This is a genomic window from Aliinostoc sp. HNIBRCY26, from assembly GCF_050235535.1.
Classification (GTDB): Bacteria; Cyanobacteriota; Cyanobacteriia; order Cyanobacteriales; family Nostocaceae; genus Trichormus.
Window position 1 is genome coordinate 2,430,789 of sequence record NZ_CP189852.1, and the last position, 25,547, is coordinate 2,456,335.

Here is a 25,547-nt window from a genome sequence, read left to right on the forward strand (position 1 = left end):
GGAATCAAAGTGTACTGAGTTCTTTTCAAAAATCAAATAGGAATCCTATAGTCAAAAAAAGCCACCCTAAAAGGTGGCTGAGTTGATCTCTGGAATTATAGGTTGCCAACAGATGTTAATTAAACGTCGTAATAGAGGTAGAACTCATAGGGATGAGGACGCAACTGTAACTGTTTAACTTCGTTAGCTAGCTTGTAATCAATCCAGTTTTGGATAAAGTCTTCAGTGAATACGCCTGATTCTGTCAAGAAGGCGTGGTCATTCTCCAGTGCTTCCAATGCCAATTCTAAAGAACCGGGGGTGGAAGGAACTTTCGCCAGTTCTTCTGGAGAGAGTTCATAGATATTTTTATCTAAAGGTTCACCGGGATGGATTTTGTTCTTGATACCATCGATACCAGCACACAGCATCGCTGCAAATGCCAAGTAGGGGTTAGAGGTAGCGTCTGGACAACGGAACTCTAAACGCTTGGCTTTGGGGTTAGTACCAGACAGAGGAATACGTACAGAAGCGGAACGATTACCTTGGGAGTAAGCCAGGTTTACCGGTGCTTCATAGCCGGGTACTAGACGCTTGTAGGAGTTGGTGGAGGGGTTGGTGATAGCTAACAATGCTGGTGCGTGCTTAAGAATACCACCAATGTAGTAAAGTGCCATGTCACTTAAACCAGCATACTTGTCACCGGCAAACAGAGGTTTACCATCTTTCCAAATAGACTGGTGGGTGTGCATCCCAGAACCATTATCACCAAACACAGGTTTGGGCATGAAGGTTACGGTTCTACCGTATTTCTTAGCTACGTTTTTGATGACGTATTTGTAGATCATCAACCAGTCAGCAGCTTCGATTAATTTACCAAAGCGGAAACCTAATTCGCACTGACCGCCAGTGGCTACTTCATGGTGATGCTTTTCAATAGGCACACCTAGTTTTGCCATCGTCAACAGCATTTCTGTCCGCATATCTTGGAAGGTATCTGTTGGCGAAACGGGGAAGTAACCTTCTTTGAAGCGAGTTTTGTAACCAAGGTTGGGGCTTTCTTTTCTACCGAAATTCCAACGGCCTTCTATAGAATCTACGTGGTAGTATCCCTCGTTGGCAGTTTGGTCGAAGCGGACATCATCGAAAATGAAGAATTCAGCTTCAGGGCCAAAGAAAGCGGTGTCACCAAGACCAGTAGAAACCAAGTAGTCTATTGCTTTTTGAGCAATAACCCGTGGGCAACGGTTGTACCATTCGCCAGTACGAGGTTCTTTGATGCTACAAATGATACTTAATGTTGGCTCTTCCATGAATGGGTCGATCCAAGCGGTGTTAGGATCTAGCACCATTGTCATGTCTGATTCTTCGATGCCTTTCCAACCCCGAATGCTGGAACCGTCGAAGGGTACACCATCAGAGAATGAACTTTCGTCAATTTGGTCTTGGAACACAGTGAGGTGCTGCCAAGTGCCGAGTGTATCGACGAATTTTAAGTCAATCATCTGGATGTTTTGGTCTTGAATCAGTTTCAAGACTTCTTGTGGGGTTGTCATTTTTACTCCTTCTCTGCCAATTTCTTAACGTCAAACCAGAATCTTGCCAAAGCATCCTGACCCTACTGAACGGAACAAAGTTGTGACACACCTGAAATATCGTAGATTCTCAACATTAGAGAGTTTTGTAGCCTTTGTTACAGATTCTCTGGATTACAGGTAATATTAACCTTTCTTTCGACATCTGCACAAAAGGGGGAAAGTTAATCTCAGAGGGGTCAACTTTGACATAGAATCCATAAATAATGGAAAGATGGTTTTTGTGCCAAATCTATATTTAAATAGCACAAAAATTTACTGGTGCGTAAGTGCAGCCAAATAAATATCAAACCAAGATAGCAACGATTGGGAGAAGAATGAATGCGTGACGCGGTAACAACCTTAATTAAGAATTATGACGTAACTGGTCGTTATTTTGACCGGGATGCGATTGATAGCTTGAAATCCTATTTTGAGAGTGGTACAGCTCGCGTGCAAGCTGCTGCTGCAATTAACTCCAATGCTGCTGCACTGGTTAAGCAAGCTGGTGCTAAGTTGTTTGAAGAACTGCCAGAATTGATTCGTCCTGGTGGTAACGCTTATACAACTCGCCGTTACGCAGCTTGTTTGCGAGATATGGACTACTACCTGCGCTACGCTACATACGCGCTGGTTGCTGGTAATACCAATGTTTTAGACGAGCGTGTGCTGCAAGGTCTCAGAGAAACTTACAACTCTTTGAGTGTGCCTATTGCTCCCACGGTTCGCGGTGTACAGATTCTCAAGGATTTGGTGAAAGAACAAGTAGCTGCTGCTGGCGTTGCTAACACTGCTTTTGTTGATGAGCCTTTTGACCATATCACTCGTGAATTAAGCGAACAGGATGTGTAGAGTTAGGGACTGGGGATTGGGTACTGGGGACTGGGATGTTTTCTCCAGACTTAGCACTCAAGATTCAGCACTTTCTAGTTCTGTTATCTAAATTTTTGTGAAGCGATCGCCTGACTATTTTTGTAGAAAAGCGATCGCTTTTTCTGTTGCAATTCTTAACTTACTGGCAGATGTTAGGATCGCGCCAACTGATATCGCTCAGAATCTAAAAAATGAGGTTTTATCTGATTCTACAGAGGTTTTTGACAGGGGTGATAAATTCACGGTTTATCAAGATTTAGAAAGTTTAAAAGAATACATTGCACTTTATGAGGATGTAGTTTTTGCAAGTTAACCTGTCCTTAAAAAATTGAGGTACGCTTGCTCATTATTTAGTAAACTATGTATCTATTGATGACTGCACAGCTTCCTAACTTAGCGGAAGCATAGAAAGTCGCAGGGATATAGATTACACAAAAGTTATGCCGCTTATAGTTCAGAAATTCGGTGGTACATCTGTCGGTTCAGTCGAACGTATCCAAGCTGTTGCCGAGCGTGTTTACAAAACGGTCAAAGCTGGCAATTCATTGGTGGTGGTAGTTTCGGCAATGGGAAAAACCACCGATGGACTCGTTAAGCTAGCCAATGAAATTTCTCGCAATCCCAACCGTCGGGAAATGGATATGCTGTTGTCCACAGGGGAGCAAGTGACGATTGCTTTGCTGAGTATGGCGTTGCAGGAAATTGGACAGCCAGCTATTTCTATGACTGGGGCGCAGGTAGGTATTGTCACGGAAGCTGAACATACTCGCGCCAGGATTTTGCAGATTGAAACCGAACGGGTGCAGCGTCACTTAAATGATGGTAAAGTTGTTGTCGTTGCTGGTTTCCAAGGAATTTCTAGTAATGGTGAATTAGAAATTACCACTTTAGGGCGTGGTGGTTCTGATACTTCGGCGGTAGCTTTAGCGGCAGCTTTGCGAGCAGACTTTTGTGAAATTTATACCGATGTACCAGGGATTTTAACTACAGACCCCCGCTTAGTTCCCGAAGCGCAATTAATGGCGGAAATTACCTGTAACGAAATGCTGGAACTCGCCAGTTTAGGGGCGAAAGTCTTACATCCCCGTGCTGTGGAAATCGCGCGGAATTACTGTGTACCGTTAGTAGTGAGGTCTAGTTGGACTGATGACCCTGGGACATGGGTGACAACTCCACCACATGAAGAGCGATCGCTGATTAATCTGGAAATTGCCAGACCTGTAGATGCTGTAGAATTTGACAGTAATCAAGCGAAGGTGGCTTTATTGCGTGTCCCTGATAAACCAGGGGTTGCAGCTAAGTTATTTGGGGAAATTTCCCGACAACAGGTAGACGTAGATTTAATTATTCAATCAATTCATGAAGGTAATAGTAATGATATTGCCTTTACAGTCACCACACCTATATTAAAGCGCGCCGAAGCAGTAGCTTCAGCCATTGCGCCAGCTTTGCGAAGTAACGCTAATCCCAACACTGATGAAGCAGAGGTGATGGTAGAACAAGACATTGCCAAAGTCAGTATTTCCGGTGCAGGAATGATTGGCCGTCCTGGAGTCGCCGCGAAGATGTTCGCCACCCTCGCTTCAGCTGGCGTGAACATCCAAATGATTTCTACCAGCGAGGTGAAAGTTAGCTGTGTAATTGATGCAAGTGATGGCGATCGCGCCGTAGCGGCATTATGTCAAGCTTTTGAAATAGTAGCTTCCCCAGCTTCCCCAATTTCCCTAGCGTCCCCAACTGCGCCTCCGGTGCGTGGTGTAGCTTTAGATTTAAATCAAGCGCGGTTAGCGATTCGGCAAGTCCCAGATCGTCCAGGAATGTCGGCTAAATTGTTTGGCATTTTGGCACAGCACAACATCAGCGTAGACATGATCATTCAATCTCAACGCTGTCGGGTAATTGATGGTGTAGCGAGACGAGATATTGCTTTTACAGTCCCCCGTATGGATGGGGAAAGCGCACTCCAACTACTCACAACCGCCGCGACAGAATTGGGATGGGGTGATGTAATTTTAGATAGTGCGATCGCAAAAGTCAGTATCGTTGGTGCAGGGATGGTAGGACAACCAGGTGTAGCCGCGAAAATGTTTGACGCACTAGCTAAACACCAAATTAATATTCAAATGATTGCTACCTCAGAGATTAAAATCAGCTGTGTCGTCTCTCAAGAACAAGGTGTACAAGCTTTGCAAGTCATTCACGCCGCTTTCGATTTAGCTGGTAGCGAGAAATTTGTTGTACCTGTTTAGGTAGGGCATTGGGAATGGGGCATTGGGCATTGGGCATTGGGCATTGGGCATTGGGCATTGGGCATTGGGGAAAAGTTAGACAAGGTAGACAAGGTAGAAGAAATGACTAATGACTAATGACTAATGACTAATGACTAATGACTAATGACTAATGACTAATGACTATTGACTAATCACAACGCTGGGGTTCCATATAATGTCAAAGATAGGAAAAAATCTGCTATAAAAATTGCTACCCAGGTGGTAACGACTGCTGTTGTGGCTGATTCTCCTACTTCTTTTGCGCCGCCTCTGGTTGTTAAACCCCAGCTACAACCATTAATTGAAACTATTGCTCCAAAAATTAAACCTTTGAGCAAAATAGTAAATATATCTTTTGTTTCTAAAAAATCTTGGACTGAATTTAAAAATATTTCTGGGGTCACTTGATAAAATTGTGCAGCCGCAAAAATGCCTCCCATGATGCCTATAACCAATGAAAAAATCATCATAAAAGGCATCATTAAACAACAAGCAATAACTCTGGGTAAAACTAGATAATCAATAGGATTAGTTTTAAGCATATATAGCGCGTCAATTTGTTCTGTGACGCGCATGGCACCAATTTCCGCCGCAAAAGCAGAACCCACTTGTCCAGCAATAATACTCGCTGTCAAAATCGGGGCTAATTCTCGACAAAACGCTAAAGCAAACGCACCGCCTACAGTGCTAACAGCACCAAATTTTACTAATTCTCTAGCAGTTTGAATAGTAAAAATCATGCCGGAAAAAACACTCACTAACAAAACTGGGGATATAGAAGCTGGCCCCGCAGTTACCATATGATCAATTATTTTGCGGTAGTAAGTCTTTCCTTGAATTAAACGTAAACAAACTTGACCAAAAAGCAACACTGTGGCAAAACAGCGTACAATCCATAATTGCTCTAAGTTTTTTTGGTGTGGCAATTTTACTACTGATTGAATGTTTCTGTGGAAATTTATTGCTTTGCTAGTTAGCCTAATATCAACATCATAGGCTATTTTTGTGTACTATCTTTTATTTTTAGCCTTATTTTAAACAATAGAATTAACATATAGGAATCCGCCTTGATTCCTATAGCAACGTATCTTAAAAAAAATCTCTGTGTACCTCTGTCTTGAAAAGTTCTGATCACCGAAGGTGGGGCTTCGCCCATCGCCGGAAGCCGACGCTCAGAAATTTCGCTGCGCGCAACTCCGCGTAAGCTAATCGTCATTCATTTTTCCAGACTGATTCGCTTGTAGTAAGGGCTTTAGCCCTGGTTTTATGCACCTTAAATGCTGATTAGCTTACCTTGGCGTTCAAAAAATAAAATCAGCCTTTTTTATCTCATAAAAAATCCCTGTTCATTGAATAAACAGGGAGTGAAAATTAAAAAAATCGTGTAATTACTATCTAGCGAGCGCCGATTATCAAGTGTGAAATATCACAGTTAGTAAAGGCACAAATGCTAAGAAAAATGTATGCCAAGATGGTAATTTCATTTCTGGGGTAGTGGCGACTGGTGTGAGTAAAGCTTCAATTCTCTGTTCTAAGCGTTCCCCAGAACCATCACCTAAAGCTGCACAGCAAATTTCAGAGTGAGCAAATGCAGAACCATTACTGACTACCAATAACAGTGATTCTGCTAGCACTAAGGGGTCTACTTGAGATACGGCGTAATGATCAGCCCGTAGTTCTCGCAATACTAACAATTCTTGCCATAATGGTTCGGTGTTGGGTAGCCAAGCTGTACAGGTGCGTATCCAACCCAGCCAGAAAAACCAAAATGTATCTTTGTAGTGATGATGTCCTTGTTCGTGTGCTAGGACGCTTTCTACATGGTCTGGAGAGAGTGTTTCTAATAGTCCTTGACTAACTACTAATTCTGGCTGCCAAAAACCAATTTGACCAGCAAATAAAGCTTGTGTATTCAAGAGTCTAATGGGTTTACCTGCAAAATTCACCAAGGGACAATTCCGGGCAGATTGTAGCGATCGCCAACCTTGGTAAGCTAATTTGAGGCACAAACTTGAAAAAACGCTCAAAACCATCAAAGCTAGGGAATAGCTCAACCAACCAGTGTACATTCCCCCCATTTGACCTTGTGGCCCCATACACAATAGGGCGATCGCAGTCATGAAAATTAGCAAGGGTGGGAATAGGAACAAAAACAGCGATCTTCGCCAGCGTATTTCCCAACTACCTGGGAAATGAACTTGGGAGCAACGTAATATCAACGCTACTACCAAAGTAATGACAATCATTAGTAGGTGCATTATTGTTCCTCCCTGGCTTGGCGTGCTGCTTGAATGCGTTTAGCGATCGCCGTAATTTGCTCACTAGCTGCTTCATCCAGACTATCAGCAAAAGCTGCCACCACATCAGGATTACCCACAGCCAGAAATTGCTGTAATTGTTCATGGGCTTTAATTACCTGAGCTTGCTGCTTCGACAGTAAAGGCCGCCAATAGAACGCTTTACCTTTTTTATCACAGACTAACCAACCTTTATCAGTGAGGCGACGCAAAACTGTGGTGACAGAAGTGTAAGCTAACTCGCGGTTAGGATCAGCCAAAATGCGATCGTGAACATCTTTGACTGTAACTGAACCTAATTCCCAAATAATATTTAAAATTTCTGCTTCTAATGGGCCTAGAGACAATTGTTTGGGACGATATTCGGGTAAAGGGGGCATGATAGGGACTGGGTATTAGGGGCTGGGGACTGGGGATTGGGGACTGGGGATTTTAGATTGAATCCAATCCAAAAAACGCTCCTGCGTCGCTAACGCTACGCTATCATCAATCCCAAATCCAAAATTGAAAGGTTGGGGATTTGGTCAAGGAAATTATGCTGATCTCCTTTGAGTTTATCCCCTGTCTTCTTTCAGATTATCTGATGAGGTTCAAGCCATAGCAATCCGAAATTATTGTGTAATACTTAAAAACTCCATTCTCTGCAATAAATCCGTTTTTTGCAGTCTGAACATCTTTAAAAGTCATATCAAATAAGAATATCTCTAAATTACTCTTCCCCAATCCCCAATCCCCAATCCCCAATACCTAGTCCCCCACCACAGAATAACCAATACTCTTGCTTAACGATAAGAAATACTCCGAGATTAAGTGTCATGATGGTGATCACGAGCAATTAGAATGTAATCTCGGCAATAGTTATTGAGAGCAGGTGTATCCAGCGCGTGAAGCTATTTGTATACCATACCCCGGAACTAACTCCAACTGACAAAGCCCCAGACTGCGCGATCGCAGTTGATGTTTTGCGAGCTACTAGCACTATAGCCACTGTCCTGTCAGCAGGTGGTGAAGCAGTGCAAGTATTCAGTGATTTAGATCAACTCATCTCTGAGAGTGAACAATGGCCGCCACACAAACGGCTACGAGCTGGAGAACGTGGCGGAGGAAAAGTTGCTGGTTTTGAATTAGGTAATTCTCCCCTCGACTGCACACCAGAACTGGTGCAAGGACGACGTTTGTTTATTAGTACCACTAATGGGACTCGTGCTTTAAAACGAGTACAGCACTCACCCACCGTATTGACAGCCGCCTTTATTAATCGCGCCGCCGTTGTCCAATACCTAATAGACAAGCAACCGGAAACAGTGTGGATTGTCGGTTCTGGTTGGGAAGGCAGTTTTTCTCTAGAGGATACAGCCTGTGCAGGTGCGATCGCCCATAGTGTAATTGAGCAATCCCAATTACCACCAGAGGAATTGGCTGGTAACGATGAAGTGGTTAGTGCGATCGCGCTCTACTCCCAATGGCAGAACAACCTCCTGGGATTATTCCACCATGCTAGTCACGGCAAACGTTTGTTACGCTTGGATTGTCACGAAGACCTGAAATATTGTTCTCAAACTGATATTTTAGCTGTCTTACCCACACAGCAAGAACCAGGTGTATTTAAAAGTCCAACTTAAACAGAAGTAAAATCAATAGCTTCATAGCTCCCCTTGTCTTGTTTATTTGCCCCGTCTCGGCAAAGCTTTTCAAGGGTTAAGACTCATGGAAGTTTAAATCATGATTTCGAGCAAAGTGACATAAGCAAAACTATGTTGAGTCTTGCTTATGCCAATTACCGCCTGATGGTTAGAAATTTTCGTAGTTAGCGATCGCTGTTTTCATCTTATCTAAGACTTCATCGACTGCGATCGCCCCTAATTCCCCAGAAGCACGGGTGCGAATGCTTAAGGCATTGGTTTCTACTTCCTTAGCACCGATCACTGCCATTACAGGTATTTTATCTTTTTCGGCATTGCGAATTAATTTACCCAGGCGATCGCCGCTAGTATCGACTTCTGCACGGATACCCAAAGCGCGCATTTTTGCTGCAACATCTTTGGTGAAGTCTAGCTGTGCTTCCCCAACGGGTAACAATCTGGCTTGCACAGGTGCTAACCACAGGGGGAAGTCTCCCGCATATTCTTCAATTAAAATCCCAATTAGTCGTTCCAGAGAACCAAAAGGCGCGCGGTGAATCATCACGGGGCGTTTGCGACTTCCATCTTCAGCCACATATTCCAAATCAAACCGTTCTGGCAGGTTGTAATCTACCTGCACAGTTCCCAATTGCCATTCTCTTTCTAAAGCATCACTAAAGATAAAGTCGAGTTTCGGCCCATAAAACGCCGCCTCGCCAATACCTTCAAAATGTTCCATTCCTAATTGCTGGACAGCACGGCGAATTGCACCTTCGGCTTTATCCCACACTTCATCTGAGCCGATGTATTTATCACTAGCCGGATCTCGGAAACTCAGTCTAGCTTTAAAGTTCTTCAGTTGCAGACTCTTAAACACCGACAGAATCAAATCAACAACATTCAAAAATTCGTCGTCTAATTGTTCTGGAGTCACAAACAAGTGGGAGTCATCTACAGTGAAACCCCGTACCCTGGTTAAACCGCCTAATTCGCCAGATTGTTCATAGCGGTAAACAGTACCGAATTCTGCCAAGCGCATGGGCAATTCTCGGTAAGAGCGTAACTCACTCTTATATATTTGAATGTGGAAAGGACAGTTCATCGGCTTGAGAACAAAGCCTTGTTCTTGTAAAGCCGCCACTTCATCTTCCGCCATCAGGGGGAACATATCTTCTTTGTATTTTTGCCAGTGTCCAGAGGTTTTAAATAAATCGACTCTGGCGATGTGGGGTGTAACTACGGGCAAATAACCCCTTTTTATCTGTTCTTGCTTGAGAAAGTCTTCTAAAATACTGCGTAATAAAGTGCCTTTGGGTGTCCACAAGGGTAAACCCGGCCCTACTTGGTCAGCAAAGATAAATAATCCGAGTTCTTTACCGAGTTTACGGTGGTCACGGCGTAACGCTTCTTCTTTGCGTCGCTTGTATTCTGCTAATTGTTCAGGGGTTTCCCATGCAGTGGCGTATATGCGTTGTAGCTGGGCTTTAGTTTCATCCCCACGCCAATAAGCACCCGCCACACTTTCTAATTCTATGGCTTTGGGATTGAGTTCACTGGTATTTTCGATGTGAGGCCCTGCACACAAGTCCCACCACTCATTACCCAAATGGTAAATAGTGATTGGTTCTTCTTTAATATCTGCCAGGATTTCTAGTTTGTAAGGTTCTTGAATTTCCTGGATACGTTTTTCTGCTTCCTGGCGGCTGACTTCTTCCCGAATGACTGGCAATTTCCGATTGATAATCTTCACCATCTCTTTGTAGATGGCTTTGAGATCCTTATCAGTGAATGGCTCTGGATTATCAAAGTCGTAATAAAATCCGTTTTCAATCCAGGGGCCTATTGTCACTTGCGCCTTGGGAAACAGCTTCTGCACTGCCATTGCCATTACATGAGACGCGGTGTGGCGAATCTTCTTTAGGTTCTCGGATTCGCTAGTACGCGGTAAATACATTTTTTCAGGTTGTGCTGATGCGTTGGGGGCTTGATTAGGCGACATTGGCTGCTGAACCATTGGCGAAGTAATTGCTATTGTAATTAATCAATTACAGTTGTGAAAAATCTACCCAAATATAACACGGGGTTATGGCTCTACTGCGATCGCCTGGACGAAGAAACAGGGAGAGAAAGCCCATTTTGTATTTCTCCCTTTCCTCGTCTCATAAATCTTCCTCAAGAAATATCTGAAAATAATATTAAGAATTGTAAATAATGTTAATATTGATAAAGAAATTAAAAGAATAGCCCCAAATATATGCAAAACTCAGAAATACCTGATACAGAAATACTCAAAACTGTACTAGAACCCTTGTTAGAAGACTTTCAGTATTGGTTTGAGCGATCGCAAGACTTTTTAGAAAAACATAGACTGTCATTTATGAATGAACAAGAGCAGTCTGATATGTTATCGCGCGTCAAACAAGCCCAGGCAGAACTCAGTTCAGCCAAAATGTTATTCACAGCAACTGATGGACAGGTTGCACTAGACATGGCAACAATTCAGCCTTGGCATAGCTTAGTTACTGAATACTGGATTGTGGCACAACGCTTTCATTATGAGCAATCTCAGACCTGATTAGAAGGGCATCTATCAGGATTTACAAATCGTAGTAATTCCCAATTATCTTTAATATTGTTTTAATAAACAATGCAATGTATCTTATGCTACGATAACTTGAATAAATGTTGACAAATTAAGCCATCTACACATAAATGTGCTTTCGGCACATCAAATACTAAGCATTGCCAATGATAATCATAAACATAGGCGATGCCAACATATTAGATCATAAAATTTTAAAATTTTTTAAAGTTTGCTGCCCTGGAGGAAAAACCAATGCTACACCTGCTCTACATACTGGCTTTTACGATTCTGGCTGTGATAGCTGTTGCTAATTTAATTCGTAATCTCATCATGTTCAGTTTTGATCGTGACACTGTGCGTGGTTACTCCGCTAGAAACTCACAGTCTCGCAATCAAGATGGCTTTGGTTACTTAGGAGGAAAAAGTAACTTTACACCACATCCAGAATTATTAGACAGTGCAGGTAATATCATCAAAGAGCCTCTGTTAGTGATGCGTTCTATAAATGTTGAAGATGCACGTCAACAATTAGATGCTCTCTATGAATCTTCTCCAGGACATAAAAGCGAAAAGTCGGAAGAAGCCTAACATCAAAATAGGTTAATAGTTTCCTTAATAGTGTAGGTGTGTAAATAAGTCTTACATAGCAAAAGGCTGAAGGCACAAGGCACGAGACAGATAATTTCAATGTATGAAGATTTCTGACTCTCATGTTTTTAAAATGCCCAAAAATGTTTTGCTCCAGCTATAGCTGCATTTTATATTTCGTTATGAATTTGGTAATCTTGGACGTTTTATTAGACTTAGTTAATTAACTAAGTCTATTTGTGTTTTTACCGGAAATACATACACATCCAATGTGAATAAAATCGGGTAATTATAGCAATTGTGGATTTTGGATTTTGGATTAAAAGCCTAGATTCCTAGCCTCTTCCATAATCTCGAAACAATACTACCTATAGGAATCCTACTTGATTATTGAACAGATACGTAGGGTGTGTTAGCGACAGCGTAACGCACCTAGTACCAAAGCCTGTGGTGCGTTACGGCTTACGCCTAACACACCCTACACATACTTAGATTTTTTCAGAAATCAAATACTAGTCCTATATCCCAATTCAGTATTACGTAGAAGTTTGTAGGGGCGGATTCATCGAGATCATCGTTAATTATTTATGATCTTTGATTAACCCGCCCCTACCGAGTCTCCAAAATCCAAAAAGATTAGGCTTCAATTACTACGCGTAAATTACCGCGTTTTCTAGCTACACGACAGGCTGTAGTGCTACCAGAACGCTCAAATTCTAAATCTAGAATTGTCGTACCGACTTGCAAATTATGTAAGGACAAGCGATTAATTGATTCTGGTAAAGCAGGGTCAATAATTCGCAAACAGTTATTAGGTGCGTCCGGTACTAAATTGACAATCATTTGCAGTAGTTGAAAAATGCTTCCAGTCGCCCAAGCTTGGGGGGTACAAGCCACAGGATACTGTACTGGAGTATGGTCGCCATTACGCTCATAACCGCAGAACAATTCGGGGGGACGTTGGTAGGGTTGCTGAATTGTCATGTCGCATAAAGCTTGGAACAGTTCCAAAGCTTGATCGGTTAAACCTAGCGATCGCAATCCTATGGCAATTAAAGCATTATCATGAGGCCACACCGAACCAATGTGATAACCCATTGGATTATAGGCTGGAGACAAACTGCTCAAAGTGCGGATACCCCAACCATTAAACATATCAGGGGCGCGTAACCTTTCGGCAACGCTGTAGGCTTTTTCTGGGGTAAAAATGCCCAAATGTAGACAATGACCAGGATTAGAAGTAATACTATCCACCTGCTTTCCGTCACCATCTAAAGCCAAAGCGCAGAAATCTTGGTCTTCTAGCCAAAAATCTCGATTAAAACGCTCCTTAAGTCTTCTTGCTGCTTCTTGCCACCGTTCAGCTAAGTCTATGCGCTTTTTCATCCTTGCAATATCTGCTAGTCGGGTTTTAGCCGCATAAACGTAAGCTTGCACCTCGCACAAAGCGATCGCCCCGTTAGCTAATTCCCCCTTGCAGTCTACAATACAATCACCAGAATCTTTCCACCCTTGATTAGTCAGACCCCGTTTAGATTTGCGGTAGTAGCTTAGATAACCAGTCGCCTGGAGATTTCGATCAATCCAGTCCATCGCCGCCAGTGCATTTGGCCAAAGTTGTTCTAAAGTATCTTGATCATGAGTCCAAGCATAGTATTCCGCATATAGCATCAACCATAGGGGAGTTGCATCGACTGTACCGTAGTAGGGTGTATGGGGAATTTCTTGACAACGCGCCATTTCCCCTAAGCGCAACTCATGTAAAATTTTCCCTGGTTCTTCCTCACGCCAGTCATCCTCTACCTTACCTTGGTAAGCTGCCAATAACCTCAAAGTCTCTTGGGCAATTTGAGGATTGAGCATCAAAGTTTGAGAAGCAGTAATTAAAGAATCTCGCCCAAATAAAGCAGAGAACCAAGGTACACCAGCCGAGACAGTCTTATTTTCACCGAATGACTGGCGCAGTAAATACATATCCTGTTCCGCACGTTCAATCACTCGATTAAAAATACTGGTATCAGCGCGGATACGAGTAATTTGTTGTATCCAGTGCTGTTCTTCCATCATTTCAGCTGCTTTAGCCTGTCCTAAAGTCACAGCCGCACTCACACTGGAACTAGAAGCGTTATTAGTAAACAAATTAATACGGTAGCCCAGTTTTTGGGTAGCATGGGAAGCCAATTCTAAATGCCAAACAGCAGTATAACCTTTGAAATAATCTGGTTTATGGTACTGGAACTGGATACGGGATTCCATGACTAAACCATCTACCCCTTGATACGCCAAGGTTAAATAATCTTCCTTAGCTGATGAGGGATGAGTAGTCATCGGGGATGAACCATCAGAGTGAAAAGTGATGAAGTCTTCCGATGTACTGTCTACGAGCCGGAGTAGTTTACCGCGCTTGTCTCTGTCATAACCCCGAACCTCAAACAAATCAGCAAAGTCCGCATCAAAGCTGATACTGAGTTCAAAGGTAACAGGAGTAGTACCATAGTTAGCAACTTCAATTTCTTCAAATAAAGCACCATTAAGTACCATTTCCCGCCGAATACCTACAGTATCAGCTTTCATCCGGTCATCGATTTTGGGGTTAGTACATAAAACCGATAAAGAAAAACCTCTTTCTGCTGTACTACTCAAAAGTACAGGCGATCGCCCATCAATTTGTAATTCTAAACGGCTGAGAAAGCGTGTATCACAGCAAAATAGCCCCATGCTGAGATTACCGCCATCATGCAGGGAACAGCCGGAAATGTTCCCCATTGTATCCGTCACCAAAAATAGATCATCATCTTTTACAGTCAATGTTGGCTGTGGTCTTTCACTCACCACACAAGGCCACTCTGAAATCGGTATCTGTTCAGCAGGAAGATATGTTTTTCCGTCCAATAGAATTTTTTCCGGGTGTGTCAGAATATCCGGTGTCACGTTGCTTTACTCCGAATTCCAAATTCAAAATTTAAAAAGCTTTAATCTCGGTCTAATATGGGGGTTGTGGGTGGCATTTTGGGTTATGGCTAATCAATGCTGCATCTTATTGAAGATTACAGTCATATCAATTCACTCAAATCATGAAATAGACGTAAAACATGGATTTCTTAGTGAGTGAATTTTGAATTAGGATGAATCCCAATTTACAAGCACAAATCTTTATCAATGTATATTGTTTACATTGGAAGTCAACAGGCAAAAAGCTTGATTTTTGGCGGCTATAAGTCAAGAAGAGTAATCACCACTTACATTAGTCTAGATACTTATCTAGGCTAGTGCAGAATCTCAATTTTGACAGGAACTGAAAATAGTCATCCCAATTTTGAATTGAAAGCCTAGATTCATAGCCTATTCCAGAATCTAGAAACAATAATACTTATTTCAATTTGGTATCTAATGTGTCGTAAGTATATTTACATACCCTCACGTAAATCATCATCTGCGGGTTTTTAGCTGGACAAAAAGTAAGATTTTGTGTCAATCGACAACTTTAAGTTAACAAACTTCTCCATAGCTGGATAGGAGAGCTGTTCGAGAATGTATATTGGGCTTAGTAGCCTACTTTATTTAAATAATCACGATGCCAGCAAATGGATTACAAAACTTAGATGCAAATCGAATTAGTTGCGATTTGTCCATTCTCAAGACACATCACAACTGTAACGACAAAATATATTGTCGTTTTTGCTCTGTTAACTCTAGGTTTTAACTCTCTAAAACTGATCAGCACTTCCAAAAAGGAGAAAAAAGTAAATCACTGCTAACTCCTGAAGAGTGTTGTTCAAATTTATTTACATCTTGCATCTGTCTACTTCATATCAGACAGTGGCAACCTGTAAAATGCAGCTGTGACGTGGATGTTGTTCAGATTGGGCTTTTTAACAGATATTCATGAGCATTTCGACTTCCGTGCTGAGTGATTTGCTACAGTCCCTACCTTACCTGCGGCCCCAGCTATACTTTAAAGCTTCGTTAACGGCCCTCTCCCACGCAATGGAAGATCAGGTGTTGGCTGCGACTTTAGACCAACCGCTAATAATTGCTAGTTTTCAAAGAGAGAGATTCTATCGCCAAGAAGCTCACCGTTATCAGCGTTTGTCGCAAAGAAGTAATCAAATATACGTGCTGTCTGCGCCAGAAACGGATTTTACCAATAGTTCTGAATACTATGAGAAGGTAGCATTTGAACCAGATGATGCTTTAACTCAAGAGTGGCACTTAGTAGTTATTGCTGATAATTATGCTACCTGCTTAGTGTGTCGGGAAAGCCTGGGGTCGATCGCCAAAAATCGGCAAATACCTGATTTGCTACCGAGTTTGGAGATGGACACGGGGAGACGATTTGAAGGTATTTGGACATCAGAACGGGGAGTCAGTATTAAAGCCGCGCAGTTGCTCTTAGACAGGATTTTAGTGTATAGACCAGACTTGGCGAGCAAGGTGGAGAAAGCCCGCCAAAGATTCGGTATAGGGGGTAATAAAGCTTATTACTCCAATTTGATTACTGAATACGCTTGTGATATTGATACAGACCCCTTTGTACAACGCTTAGTTACCTATCTGCAAGCTAGTCAGTACAAATTACACAAAGCTTATCGCTCCATTGCTGCCCAAGCCCGTAAAGAACGTTTAATTAACTCAATTAGTACAGCAATTAGGCGATCGCTAGATCCCCACGAAGTGCTACAAATCGCCGCCCAAGAACTAGGACAGCACTTAGGGGCTAGTCGTTGTCTCATTTACCGCGCTCAAGCTTCTGAAGCTCAAGCCACTATCGAACATGAGTTTTTAACCCCTGGGATAGTGTCAATTGCTGGCCAAACTTGGGAGTTAAAGCAAAATCCCCTCTTCCAAGCAGTGGTGGATCATGGTGAGGGTGTCTATGTGAGTGACACCATGAATGATGCTCGTGTTGCTAAGTCTCCCACACTGTCTGCCACTGTGAGGAAATTTGCCGTGCGTTCCTGGTTAATTGAGCCGGTATTGTTCCAAGGGCGACTGTTAGGAATTGTGGAACTCCATTACTGCACCCTCCCGCCCCACCAATGGCAACAAAGTGAATTAGACTTGGTGAAAGCGATCGCTACTCAAATCGGTGCGGCTTTAATGCAGGCTGAAGCCTACGCCAACTTAGAAGAACTCAACCAGCAGCTAGAAGCCCTAGACCGTACCCGTAGCAACCTCATCGCTATTACCGGACACGAACTCCGCACCCCTTTATCGACGATTCAAGTGTGTCTGGAAAGTCTCGCTACTGAACCAGATATGCCCTTAGAATTGCAGCAAGTAATGCTCAACACGGCTTTAGCAGACTCAGAACGGATGCGAAAGCTGGTGCAAGACTTCCTCACCCTGTCTAACTTAGAAAGTGGCCGCGTGGAATGGCATCCAGAATCCCTGACTTTGCAGGAATGCGTAGATTTAGCCCTCAGCCGGATTCGCGCCCGTCCTACCGTCGAAAAACCCCCCGCTATCACAGCCCAAATCGCCCATAACCTACCTTTAGTGAGAGCCGATGGCGATTGGTTAGTGGAAGTTTTAGCTAAACTCGTTGATAATGCCTGTAAATTTACCCCCACCCAAGGTCAAATAATTATCAGTGCTGACCAAAATAGCAGCCAGATGGTAGAAGTCGCCGTCATCGACACAGGACGGGGTATTGAACCCAATCTTCTAGAAATTGTCTTTGACCGTTTCTACCAAGAAGAAGGCGCATTACGAAGAACTGCCGGTGGTACAGGGCTAGGTTTAGCCATCTGTAGGCAAATCGTCAACGGCTGGGGCGGGACAATTTGGGCAGAATCCAACGGTAAAGACCAAGGCAGTCAGTTTCATTTCACCATCCCCATTGTTCAAGCCAGCAAAGAGGAAAACAAATCAAAAGTCAAGAGTAAAAAATAGTCAATAGACCATATTCTCAAAAACTATAAGAATAATTGACTATTGACTGATGACTCATGACTAATGACTAATAACTAATCACTAACGACTGTTACAGACTGTGACACGATCGCAATATGATCGTGATGGCGGTGTTAGGATGCCCTAAAAACGTTGAGAGAATCCCTTATGGCAGAAACACTTTCTGGAAAAACTCCACTGTTTGCTGGCAGCACTGGTGGCTTGCTCACCAAAGCTCAAGTAGAAGAAAAATACGCTATCACCTGGACTAGCCCCAAAGCGCAGGTTTTTGAACTACCCACCGGCGGTGCAGCTACCATGCACGCAGGCGAAAACCTGTTGTACTTGGCGCGGAAAGAATATGGTATCGCTCTAGGCGGTCAACTCCGTAAATTTAAAATCACAGACTACAAAATTTACCGGATTCTCCCCAGTGGCGAAACCACTTTCATTCACCCAGCTGATGGCGTATTCCCAGAAAAAGTGAATCCTGGTCGTGAGAAAGTCCGTCACGTTCCCCGCAGCATCGGGGAAAATCCCAGCCCTTCACAAGTTAAGTTCTCTGGTAAAGCTACCCATGATGTGTAAGGGATAGGGACTAGGGACTAGGTGCTAGGTACTGGGTAAAAGCAGAGGAACAGGGAAGTAGAGGAAATATCATCCTCCATATCCCATGCCCCATGCCCCATGCCCCATGCCCAGTCCCCAGTCCCCAGTCCCCAATCCCCAATCCCCAATCCCTAATGATGCCTATGATTTTCCCCGATTTTTCCGAATTTTCTCAGCTAGCTCTCCAAGGTAATTTTGTCCCTGTGTATCAAGAATGGGTAGCCGACCTCGATACACCTGTTTCGGCTTGGTACAAGTTTTGTGCGGGACAACCCTACAGTTTTTTGCTGGAGTCGGTGGAAGGGGGGGAAAAAATCGGGCGTTATAGTTTGGTGGGTTGTGATCCTTTGTGGATTTTAGAAGCCAGGGGTGACTCTACCACCCAAACCCACCGCGATGGTTCTCAGGTGGTGTTTACAGGCGACCCATTTACAGCTTTAGCCAATTGTCTTGAGCCTTTTGTCCCTGTCAAATTACCCCAATTACCCCCAGGAATCGGGGGATTGTTTGGTTTTTGGGGTTATGAGTTGATTCGCTGGATTGAACCGCGTGTTCCTGTACATCCCCAAGATGAACGCAATATTCCTGATGGCTTGTGGATGCAGGTAGACCACCTATTGATTTTTGACCAGGTAAAACGGAAAATTTGGGCGATCGCTTATGCTGATTTACGTGACCCCCAAGTAGATTTAAAATCGGCATATGAAAAAGCTTGCGATCGCGTCACTCAAATGGTCAGCAAGTTATCCTTGCCCCTATCACCACAAAAAACTATTCTGGAGTGGACACCACCCAACCAAGCCAAAGTTTCCCAAGCACCGGAATATAGCAGCAATTTCACCCCTCAAGAATTTTGCGCTAGCGTTCAAAAGGCTAAGGAATACATCAAAGCCGGAGATATTTTCCAAGTCGTCATTTCGCAACGCCTCTCGACACAATATACAGGCGATCCTTTCTCCTTGTACCGTTCTCTACGGCAAATTAATCCTTCGCCTTACATGGCTTATTTCCACTTTCAAGACTGGCAAATTATCGGTTCTAGTCCTGAAGTGATGGTAAAAGCCGAACGAGACGCACAAGGGGGAATTATCGCCACTGTACGTCCCATTGCCGGCACGCGTCCACGGGGGAAAACGACTCAGGAAGATTTAGCTTTAGCCACAGATTTACTACAAGACCCCAAAGAAATCGCCGAACACGTCATGTTAGTGGATTTAGGGCGCAATGATTTGGGGCGTGTGTGTGAAAGTGGTAGTGTGAAAGTTGATGAATTAATGGTAGTGGAGCGTTATTCCCATGTGATGCACATTGTCAGCAATGTGGTAGGGAAATTAGCCTCTCATAAAACCGCTTGGGATTTATTAAAAGCCTGCTTCCCCGCAGGGACAGTGAGTGGCGCACCCAAAATTCGGGCGATGGAAATTATCAATGAGTTAGAACCAACTCGCCGGGGTGTATATTCAGGAGTCTATGGTTATTACGATTTTGAAGGACAATTAAATAGTGCGATCGCAATTCGCACAATGGTAGTTAAAGACCATACCGTCACTGTGCAAGCTGGTGCTGGCTTAGTTGCAGATTCTGAACCAGAAAAGGAATATGAAGAAACATTGAACAAAGCCAGAGGCCTACTCGTCGCTATTCGTTCTTTACGCTGACCACAGTGGCAACATCATTCACTATATCTCAATGCAACTTACGTCTATGTGAATTTAAATCGGGTAATGCCGTAGACATTTTTAAGGGCGGGTTCACCGAGATCATCGTTAATTGTCTATGATATTTGATTAACCTGCCCCTACTAAGTCTTATTAGCTGCCAGCATAGGCTATTTTTTGGATATAGAAGGTTTTCCTAATTCACATCAGGACTAACTTTCTTTGTGCTATTTACTTAAAGTCAGCGCATTTTCTGCAACTAGACAAAGATCAGCCACAGCATATTTAACAACTACTGAACTTTGTGTAGCATTGCAAGAACTCTTGACGTTGATTGTCTTGCTATGATCCTTAACGACTTTTGCTTGGTAAGTGTAAATTGAATCACTTTTAGTAGCAAAAGTTAATTCCCCCAACAATGTATTGTTGTCTAAACTCTGCTCTAAAATCTTGCCTGTCACTTTATAGTTAAACCAATTCCATCCCTGACTTAGCATTAAATCTCTTTCTAAAACTTGCAGTGCAGGGTGCAGAATTCCCCAGCCTCTATAAACTGACTTCAAGTTTTGAATATCTCCAGTACGCATCAGCATTAACTGAAAAGAATTCTCGTTTAATTGCCCATAATATCTACCTTCAGGTAGGTCGATAGCTGTAGGTGCAAACCTATGTCCACCAAAATGACTAGACCTCCAGATCCTCACGTTTTCTAAACTTAAATTATTAATTGTATCTTGGGCATAAAAATAAAAAGGATTACCATACCTAGCACAGCACTTATCATAACTACCGTGGGTACAGATTAAAATATCTCTAGTAATATGAGTTTGTATTTCAAATTCTGGCGTTTTTCCCCATAACCATTGTTTAACAACTGATGCAACCTGTTCAATATGGCTAAGTTGAAATTCATGTTTAATATACCCAGAACTTAAACCTATTTGTTTTTGGTAAATCAATAGAGTTGTGTGTTCTGCTTTATGAGTGTAATCATTAGCAATTAAGAGAAATCTTATAGGTAATTTAGCTTTGTTTACTTCCTCTACTAATATTTGCAAATTATGAGGAATCCATTTAGAGCTAAAAGCATTTGTCATCCAAGGTAAAGGACATTCCACCAGAACATAGTTCTGGTAGTCAGTAGCACTACCGATGACTTCTTCTCCTAGTTGACGCGTAGCATCAGAACAAAAAAAACTATTCATTAATCCCTACAAAATGATGATGGTTTTAAACAATGTTTTAAATCAATAATTGTACTTATAATTACAATTATTGGTTCGGAAGATTTTCACTCTTATCCACGTAGCCACTTTATAGCATTCTTTCTTAAAAACGTCCTCCCTATTAAGAAAAATTCCAAAATAGAAAATACGTAAATTTTTCACCTTTTCTAGTAAAGAATACTAGATGTGGAAATTTTATAAAGTTTTCATGCTTACATAAATTCCTAATTTCTTCATCCAATTATTATCAAAGAGCTTAATTAACTGTGTATTTATATGTAGTATCTTGGTATTAAAATTTTTCAACAAAACATATCCTCTTAGGATAAAAATTTTAAAAAATTAATATTTTCATCATTCAAGACTCCTGAGAACCTTTGAAGCAGGGACAGGGCGCAAGGGAGAGTGTTTATCGACAAATGAAATCATGCAATTTATGGCTGTAACAGTTTATCTAAGATATTGAAACCCAAGACATCAAAATATTGAGAGATTTTCTCAATAAATGTACAAAAAAATATTGCGAAAATTAGGACAAAAGATGGGTAACGCCCAATGTATCTATTTCAAATATTCTTGCACTTAATTCATCCAAATTAAATGCAGACACATTTACTTGCCCAGGAAATACTCCTGTTCACTTATTTTGAATTTTTTGATGATTAGGTTTTTCAGACACCTTATTTAAAATTTAACGCAAATTGGATACTAATGCAATATTTTCTTGACATTTAGAGAAATTCTTTATAGACAAAAATCATGAAAAGTCTTATCAATTATGAATTATAGCTGCTTACTCATTTTCAAACGAGTCATTGGGAAATCAAATTTAATCAATAAATATTCTCAATAGTCTCCAGAGTCAGAGTCTTTAGTTACTGACTCTATAAACTAATATTCTGCCCAGCCATCGGCCTTTGAGGTATGTTACTGTTTTAAACCTGATCTAATAACTATGTGGTAAAAAATTATGAAGTTGATTCTAGCCCTAGATTTTGGTGGGACAAAACTAGCCGCAGGTATAGTGAATGCAGACTCTAGGGAATGGTTAAACTATGAACGTCGCTTGTCTCCCTCTAACGCCGATGCTAACACAGATTTAGACATCATGCGATCGCTCATTCATTCTCTGCTCCAAGATGCCACACCTTCAGCCATCGGTGTCAGTTTTGGAGGCCCTGTAGATGCAACCACAGGAACAGTCAGGCTATCTCATCACGTTCCTGGCTGGGAAAATATTCCTTTAAAAAATTTACTAGAAGAAGAGTTTGGCGTAATTACTAGTGTTGATAATGATGCCAACGTTGCTGCTTTAGGGGAACAAAAATTTGGTGCTGCTCAAGGATACGATAGCTTGTTTTACATCACTATCAGCACCGGTGTCGGCGGTGGTTGGATACTCAACGGTAAACCTTGGCGGGGTGCAGTTGGTATGGCTGGTGAAATCGGTCATATGGTTGTAGACAAAAATGGCCCTGTATGTCTGTGTGGGAAACGGGGATGTGTAGAACGTTTGGCATCAGGCTCCTACATGGCAAAAGATGTGAAAAACTATTTATTAAACCAACCAGAACAACAGAAAAATCCAGAAGGGTTAATATTAAGAACTTTAGTTAACAGTAATTTAGATTTAATTACAGGAAAAATTATTAGTGAAGCTGCTGCACAAGGTGATCAACTAGCAACAAAGACCTTGCTAAATGGTGCATGGGCTTTGGGTGTAGGTATTGGTAACGTTGCCAATTTAATTAATCCACAACTTTTTATTTTAGGTGGGAGTGTCACCAAAGCTGGGGAACTTTGGTGGAGTATGTTACAAAAAACCGCGAGAGAAACCGCCTTGCCAGAAGTATCATTAGAAATCGTACCCGCCGCATTAGCAGATGATGCGCCATTATGGGGTGCGGTAGCCTTAGCCCAAGAAATTCTCAGTCGGGAATAAATTCTATTTCCTATACCCACCAAAGAAATTTTTCAGTCAATCCTAAATCATAACTATTGACTAAATAGCAGAAGACTTACTCTCTGCCACCTGAATAAATGCCTCAAACTCTTTCTGTGGTGTCCACTGAATAGCACCATCTTGCGCTGTTAAAAATATTTTAGTTGAAGTTTTATTCAGTTCAGCTAAAGTGCTAGAGTTAACATTGCCAGAAGAGGCGATCGCTACCTGTGGTTTTAAGGCTGTCACTAACTCTTTCAGCGATTCCGCCTGACACCACAGCACTTGCGGACTCGGCCAGCTACCAGCCTTCATAATTCTCAGCACTTCTTGTGGTTTGACATCTCCTACCAATAACCAACTTTGTCCTAAAATCTGCAATTGTAAAATAGGTTGTTCATTAATTAGTTGAGCAATTGTCGAACCTGTATTTATGGTTTGTCCTACAGGTAATATTTGATAAATTCCCTGACGCTTTTGTAATTCCTGCTGTACTATTTGACTAGTGATATCATTATTTTTGTTAATGGCATAAGTAGAAAAATTTTTAATGGGCATTTGTTGTAAAACTTCTAACCAAGCGTCATTTTCATTATTTTGAAAATCAGTAGCGATCGCCCAATCAATCCGATTTACACCCTGTTGTTGTAAAAATGGTAAAATCGTAAATCTTCCTGTACCTTCATCACCGCTATTAATAACGGTAACAATACCTTTATCTTGAATCACTAAAACTGGTTCTGCCTTGGCTTCTAACACAGTGATCCTCATTAATGTACTAGCTGAATGCCAAGCGGGAAAGATTACTAAACCAACAGCAATAAAGCCAGCAAACCACCAGCGTCTCTGCCACCAGCGCACTAGCCAAACCAACAATATTAATATATAGATAATTAATAATTGCCAAATTGAGATACTCCCCAAAACTAAGGAATTACCAGGTAACTGGCTGAAAGCTTCCACTAATTTAATTAACCAAAGTGTAGGGTAATGTAATAAACTCGCCAACACACTGCCAATTTCAGGGAACATTAATCCAGCGACCGCACTAATAATTCCACCAATACTAATAACTGAAATTAATGGTGTGGTAATAATATTGAGTAGTAAACTATAAGCAGGTATCACTCCGAAAACGAATAGTTGCACTGGTAAAGTCCAAATGGTAGCAGCTAAAGGCACGGCAATCAAAGATGCGATCGCTGATGGTAGCCAATCCAAACGGTTAAGAATGGCTGGAACTGTCACTACTAATCCCAATGTTGCTAAAAAACTCAACTGAAACCCTAAGTCCCATATCCACAAAGGATTAAATATTAATAACAGAGTGGCTGCTAATAGTAATGAACCTAACTGTTTTACCTTTCTATTTAATGCCAATCCTACCAAAGCGGCAAAACCCATAATTACAGCCCGCAGTACCGCCGCCTGAAAACCTGTTAAACTCAAAAAAATAATTAATCCTAATGCTCCAAGGGTAATTTGTGTAGCTTTTTTGGCGCGCTTTGTCAGTTGCAAGATTACACTTAAAATTAAGGAAGTTTGAAAACCGGAAGCTGCTAAAGCATGAGCTAACCCTGCTTGGACAAATAAATCACGGATATCATAAGGCAAATCTACCGCCTTGCTACCCAATACCATTGCACTGACAAGCGGCCCTTCGGGAACTTCTAACCATCGTACTTGCGATCGTAAAATCCGATCTCGAATTTGCCACCATCCTAATTTGTTCTCTTCATCTAAAATATTAATTTGCCGCCCCATTAAACCAGCAAATGTACCTTCTTGTTTGAGAAATTTCTGAAAATCAAAAGCACCAGGATTAGATGCTGCTTTCGGTTTATACAAAACTCCAGTCACTTCTATTTGTTGACCTGGATGTAATCCTGTAATCTGAAGAATTGGTACTGTCACATATAATTTACCGGTTGCTCCTTTTTGCGTATCTTCCTGATCCTTTTCCTTTTTGATTGGATTTTTCACCTCATCTATTTGAGATACATTCAGCCAAAATTGTCCCCTTTGACTGCGAGTGACACGAGGACTACTACTAATTTCACCACGCACAATTACTAACTGTTCTTGATTATTGTTGTTTGCTGGAGGAATAAATTGACTAATATCCGTTGCTGTCGGTGTTGGTACTCGCCACTGCAAATAAAAACTGGCGAATAATCCCACTATCCCAGCTATTAACCATACTTGTGGTTGAGCAATCTGCCAAATATTAGGTGTTGCTTGAACTTTACCTTGAGAATTTACTGATGTCTGCGAAAGTGCTGATGATTTGATAGAAACTTTTCTAGATAAAACAGCACCGATGATTCCTAACAACAAAATCCCTACACCACTACCAGGAAAATTCGCTAGTAATAATCCCAAGATGTAAGCTAGACAAATAATTGCACCACTAGTCTGAATCATAAAAAT

18 protein-coding genes are annotated in these 25,547 nt (G+C 41.9%); 10 read left to right on the forward strand and 8 right to left on the reverse strand.

Annotated elements, in window-relative coordinates:
- Nucleotides 1–119: 119 nt before the first annotated feature.
- Nucleotides 120–1,535 (reverse strand): type I glutamate--ammonia ligase, encoded by a 1,416-nt coding sequence (gene glnA, locus ACQFX9_RS10405; protein ID WP_236145248.1) that lies wholly within the window; start codon nt 1,533–1,535, stop codon nt 120–122.
- Nucleotides 1,536–1,895: 360 nt separating this feature from the next.
- Between glnA and apcB the strand changes: the two genes are divergently transcribed.
- The 3 genes from apcB to ACQFX9_RS10420 all read left to right on the forward strand — a co-directional run bounded on the left by apcB (nt 1,896) and on the right by ACQFX9_RS10420 (nt 4,675).
- Complete coding sequence (gene apcB / locus ACQFX9_RS10410; protein WP_103139749.1) at nt 1,896–2,405, forward strand: allophycocyanin subunit beta; 510 nt, start codon at nt 1,896–1,898, stop codon at nt 2,403–2,405.
- Nucleotides 2,406–2,502: 97 nt separating this feature from the next.
- Complete coding sequence (locus ACQFX9_RS10415; protein WP_427161938.1) at nt 2,503–2,739, forward strand: hypothetical protein; 237 nt, start codon at nt 2,503–2,505, stop codon at nt 2,737–2,739.
- A gap of 127 nt (nt 2,740–2,866) precedes the next feature.
- On the forward strand, nt 2,867–4,675 hold the full coding sequence (locus ACQFX9_RS10420; RefSeq protein ID WP_427161939.1) for an aspartate kinase: 1,809 nt from the start codon (nt 2,867–2,869) through the stop codon (nt 4,673–4,675).
- Between the two features lie 173 nt (nt 4,676–4,848).
- On the opposite strand, the gene ACQFX9_RS10425 is transcribed toward ACQFX9_RS10420, so the two are convergent.
- The 3 genes from ACQFX9_RS10425 to ACQFX9_RS10435 all read right to left on the reverse strand — a co-directional run bounded on the left by ACQFX9_RS10425 (nt 4,849) and on the right by ACQFX9_RS10435 (nt 7,373).
- Nucleotides 4,849–5,622 (reverse strand): MlaE family lipid ABC transporter permease subunit, encoded by a 774-nt coding sequence (locus tag ACQFX9_RS10425; protein ID WP_236143363.1) that lies wholly within the window; start codon nt 5,620–5,622, stop codon nt 4,849–4,851.
- 486 nt (nt 5,623–6,108) lie between these two features.
- Nucleotides 6,109–6,954, reverse strand: a complete 846-nt coding sequence (locus ACQFX9_RS10430) for a M56 family metallopeptidase (RefSeq protein ID WP_427161940.1) — start codon at nt 6,952–6,954, stop codon at nt 6,109–6,111.
- Nucleotides 6,954–7,373 (reverse strand): BlaI/MecI/CopY family transcriptional regulator, encoded by a 420-nt coding sequence (locus tag ACQFX9_RS10435; protein WP_103139754.1) that lies wholly within the window; start codon nt 7,371–7,373, stop codon nt 6,954–6,956. Before ACQFX9_RS10435 ends, ACQFX9_RS10430 begins: the two co-directional genes overlap by 1 nt.
- 504 nt (nt 7,374–7,877) lie before the next feature.
- Here ACQFX9_RS10435 and ACQFX9_RS10440 point away from each other — a divergent pair.
- Nucleotides 7,878–8,615 carry a 2-phosphosulfolactate phosphatase family protein gene (locus tag ACQFX9_RS10440; protein ID WP_427161941.1) on the forward strand — a complete coding sequence of 246 codons (738 nt, stop codon included), beginning with the start codon at nt 7,878–7,880 and terminating at the stop codon, nt 8,613–8,615.
- 169 nt (nt 8,616–8,784) lie between these two features.
- Here the strand turns inward: ACQFX9_RS10440 and thrS are convergent, their stop codons facing one another.
- Nucleotides 8,785–10,629: a threonine--tRNA ligase gene (thrS, locus tag ACQFX9_RS10445; protein WP_427161942.1), complete on the reverse strand. Its 1,845-nt coding sequence runs from the start codon at nt 10,627–10,629 to the stop codon at nt 8,785–8,787.
- Nucleotides 10,630–10,869: 240 nt separating this feature from the next.
- Here thrS and ACQFX9_RS10450 point away from each other — a divergent pair, with 240 nt between their 5' ends.
- Together ACQFX9_RS10450 and ACQFX9_RS10455 are read left to right on the forward strand one after the other, a co-directional pair.
- A complete protein-coding gene (locus ACQFX9_RS10450; RefSeq protein WP_427161943.1) occupies nt 10,870–11,190 on the forward strand; it encodes a DUF2605 domain-containing protein in 321 nt (106 codons plus the stop codon).
- Nucleotides 11,191–11,451: 261 nt separating this feature from the next.
- A complete protein-coding gene (locus ACQFX9_RS10455) occupies nt 11,452–11,787 on the forward strand; it encodes a DUF2973 domain-containing protein (protein WP_236143358.1) in 336 nt (111 codons plus the stop codon).
- A gap of 636 nt (nt 11,788–12,423) precedes the next feature.
- On the opposite strand, the gene ACQFX9_RS10460 is transcribed toward ACQFX9_RS10455, so the two are convergent.
- Nucleotides 12,424–14,718, reverse strand: a complete 2,295-nt coding sequence (locus ACQFX9_RS10460; RefSeq protein ID WP_427161944.1) for a glycogen debranching N-terminal domain-containing protein — start codon at nt 14,716–14,718, stop codon at nt 12,424–12,426.
- Nucleotides 14,719–15,672: 954 nt separating this feature from the next.
- Between ACQFX9_RS10460 and ACQFX9_RS10465 the strand changes: the two genes are divergently transcribed.
- From ACQFX9_RS10465 to trpE, 3 genes are all read left to right on the forward strand, one after another.
- Complete coding sequence (locus ACQFX9_RS10465) at nt 15,673–17,682, forward strand: DICT sensory domain-containing protein (protein ID WP_427161945.1); 2,010 nt, start codon at nt 15,673–15,675, stop codon at nt 17,680–17,682.
- Nucleotides 17,683–17,850: 168 nt separating this feature from the next.
- On the forward strand, nt 17,851–18,270 hold the full coding sequence (locus ACQFX9_RS10470) for a photosystem I reaction center subunit II PsaD (RefSeq protein ID WP_103139761.1): 420 nt from the start codon (nt 17,851–17,853) through the stop codon (nt 18,268–18,270).
- A 164-nt stretch (nt 18,271–18,434) separates the two neighbouring features.
- Nucleotides 18,435–19,949 (forward strand): anthranilate synthase component I, encoded by a 1,515-nt coding sequence (gene trpE, locus ACQFX9_RS10475; RefSeq protein ID WP_427162851.1) that lies wholly within the window; start codon nt 18,435–18,437, stop codon nt 19,947–19,949.
- A gap of 227 nt (nt 19,950–20,176) precedes the next feature.
- On the opposite strand, the gene ACQFX9_RS10480 is transcribed toward trpE, so the two are convergent.
- The gene (locus ACQFX9_RS10480; protein WP_427161946.1) at nt 20,177–21,154 is read right to left on the reverse strand and encodes a sucrase ferredoxin; all 978 of its coding nucleotides are present in this window, start codon (nt 21,152–21,154) and stop codon (nt 20,177–20,179) included.
- 991 nt (nt 21,155–22,145) lie between these two features.
- On the opposite strand from ACQFX9_RS10480, the gene ACQFX9_RS10485 reads away from it, so the two are divergent.
- Entirely contained in the window at nt 22,146–23,117 is a 972-nt protein-coding gene (locus tag ACQFX9_RS10485) for an ROK family protein (RefSeq protein ID WP_427161947.1), read from the forward strand.
- A gap of 60 nt (nt 23,118–23,177) precedes the next feature.
- Here the strand turns inward: ACQFX9_RS10485 and ACQFX9_RS10490 are convergent, their stop codons facing one another.
- Entirely contained in the window at nt 23,178–25,541 is a 2,364-nt protein-coding gene (locus tag ACQFX9_RS10490; RefSeq protein ID WP_427161948.1) for a ComEC/Rec2 family competence protein, read from the reverse strand.
- Nucleotides 25,542–25,547: the final 6 nt, after the last annotated feature.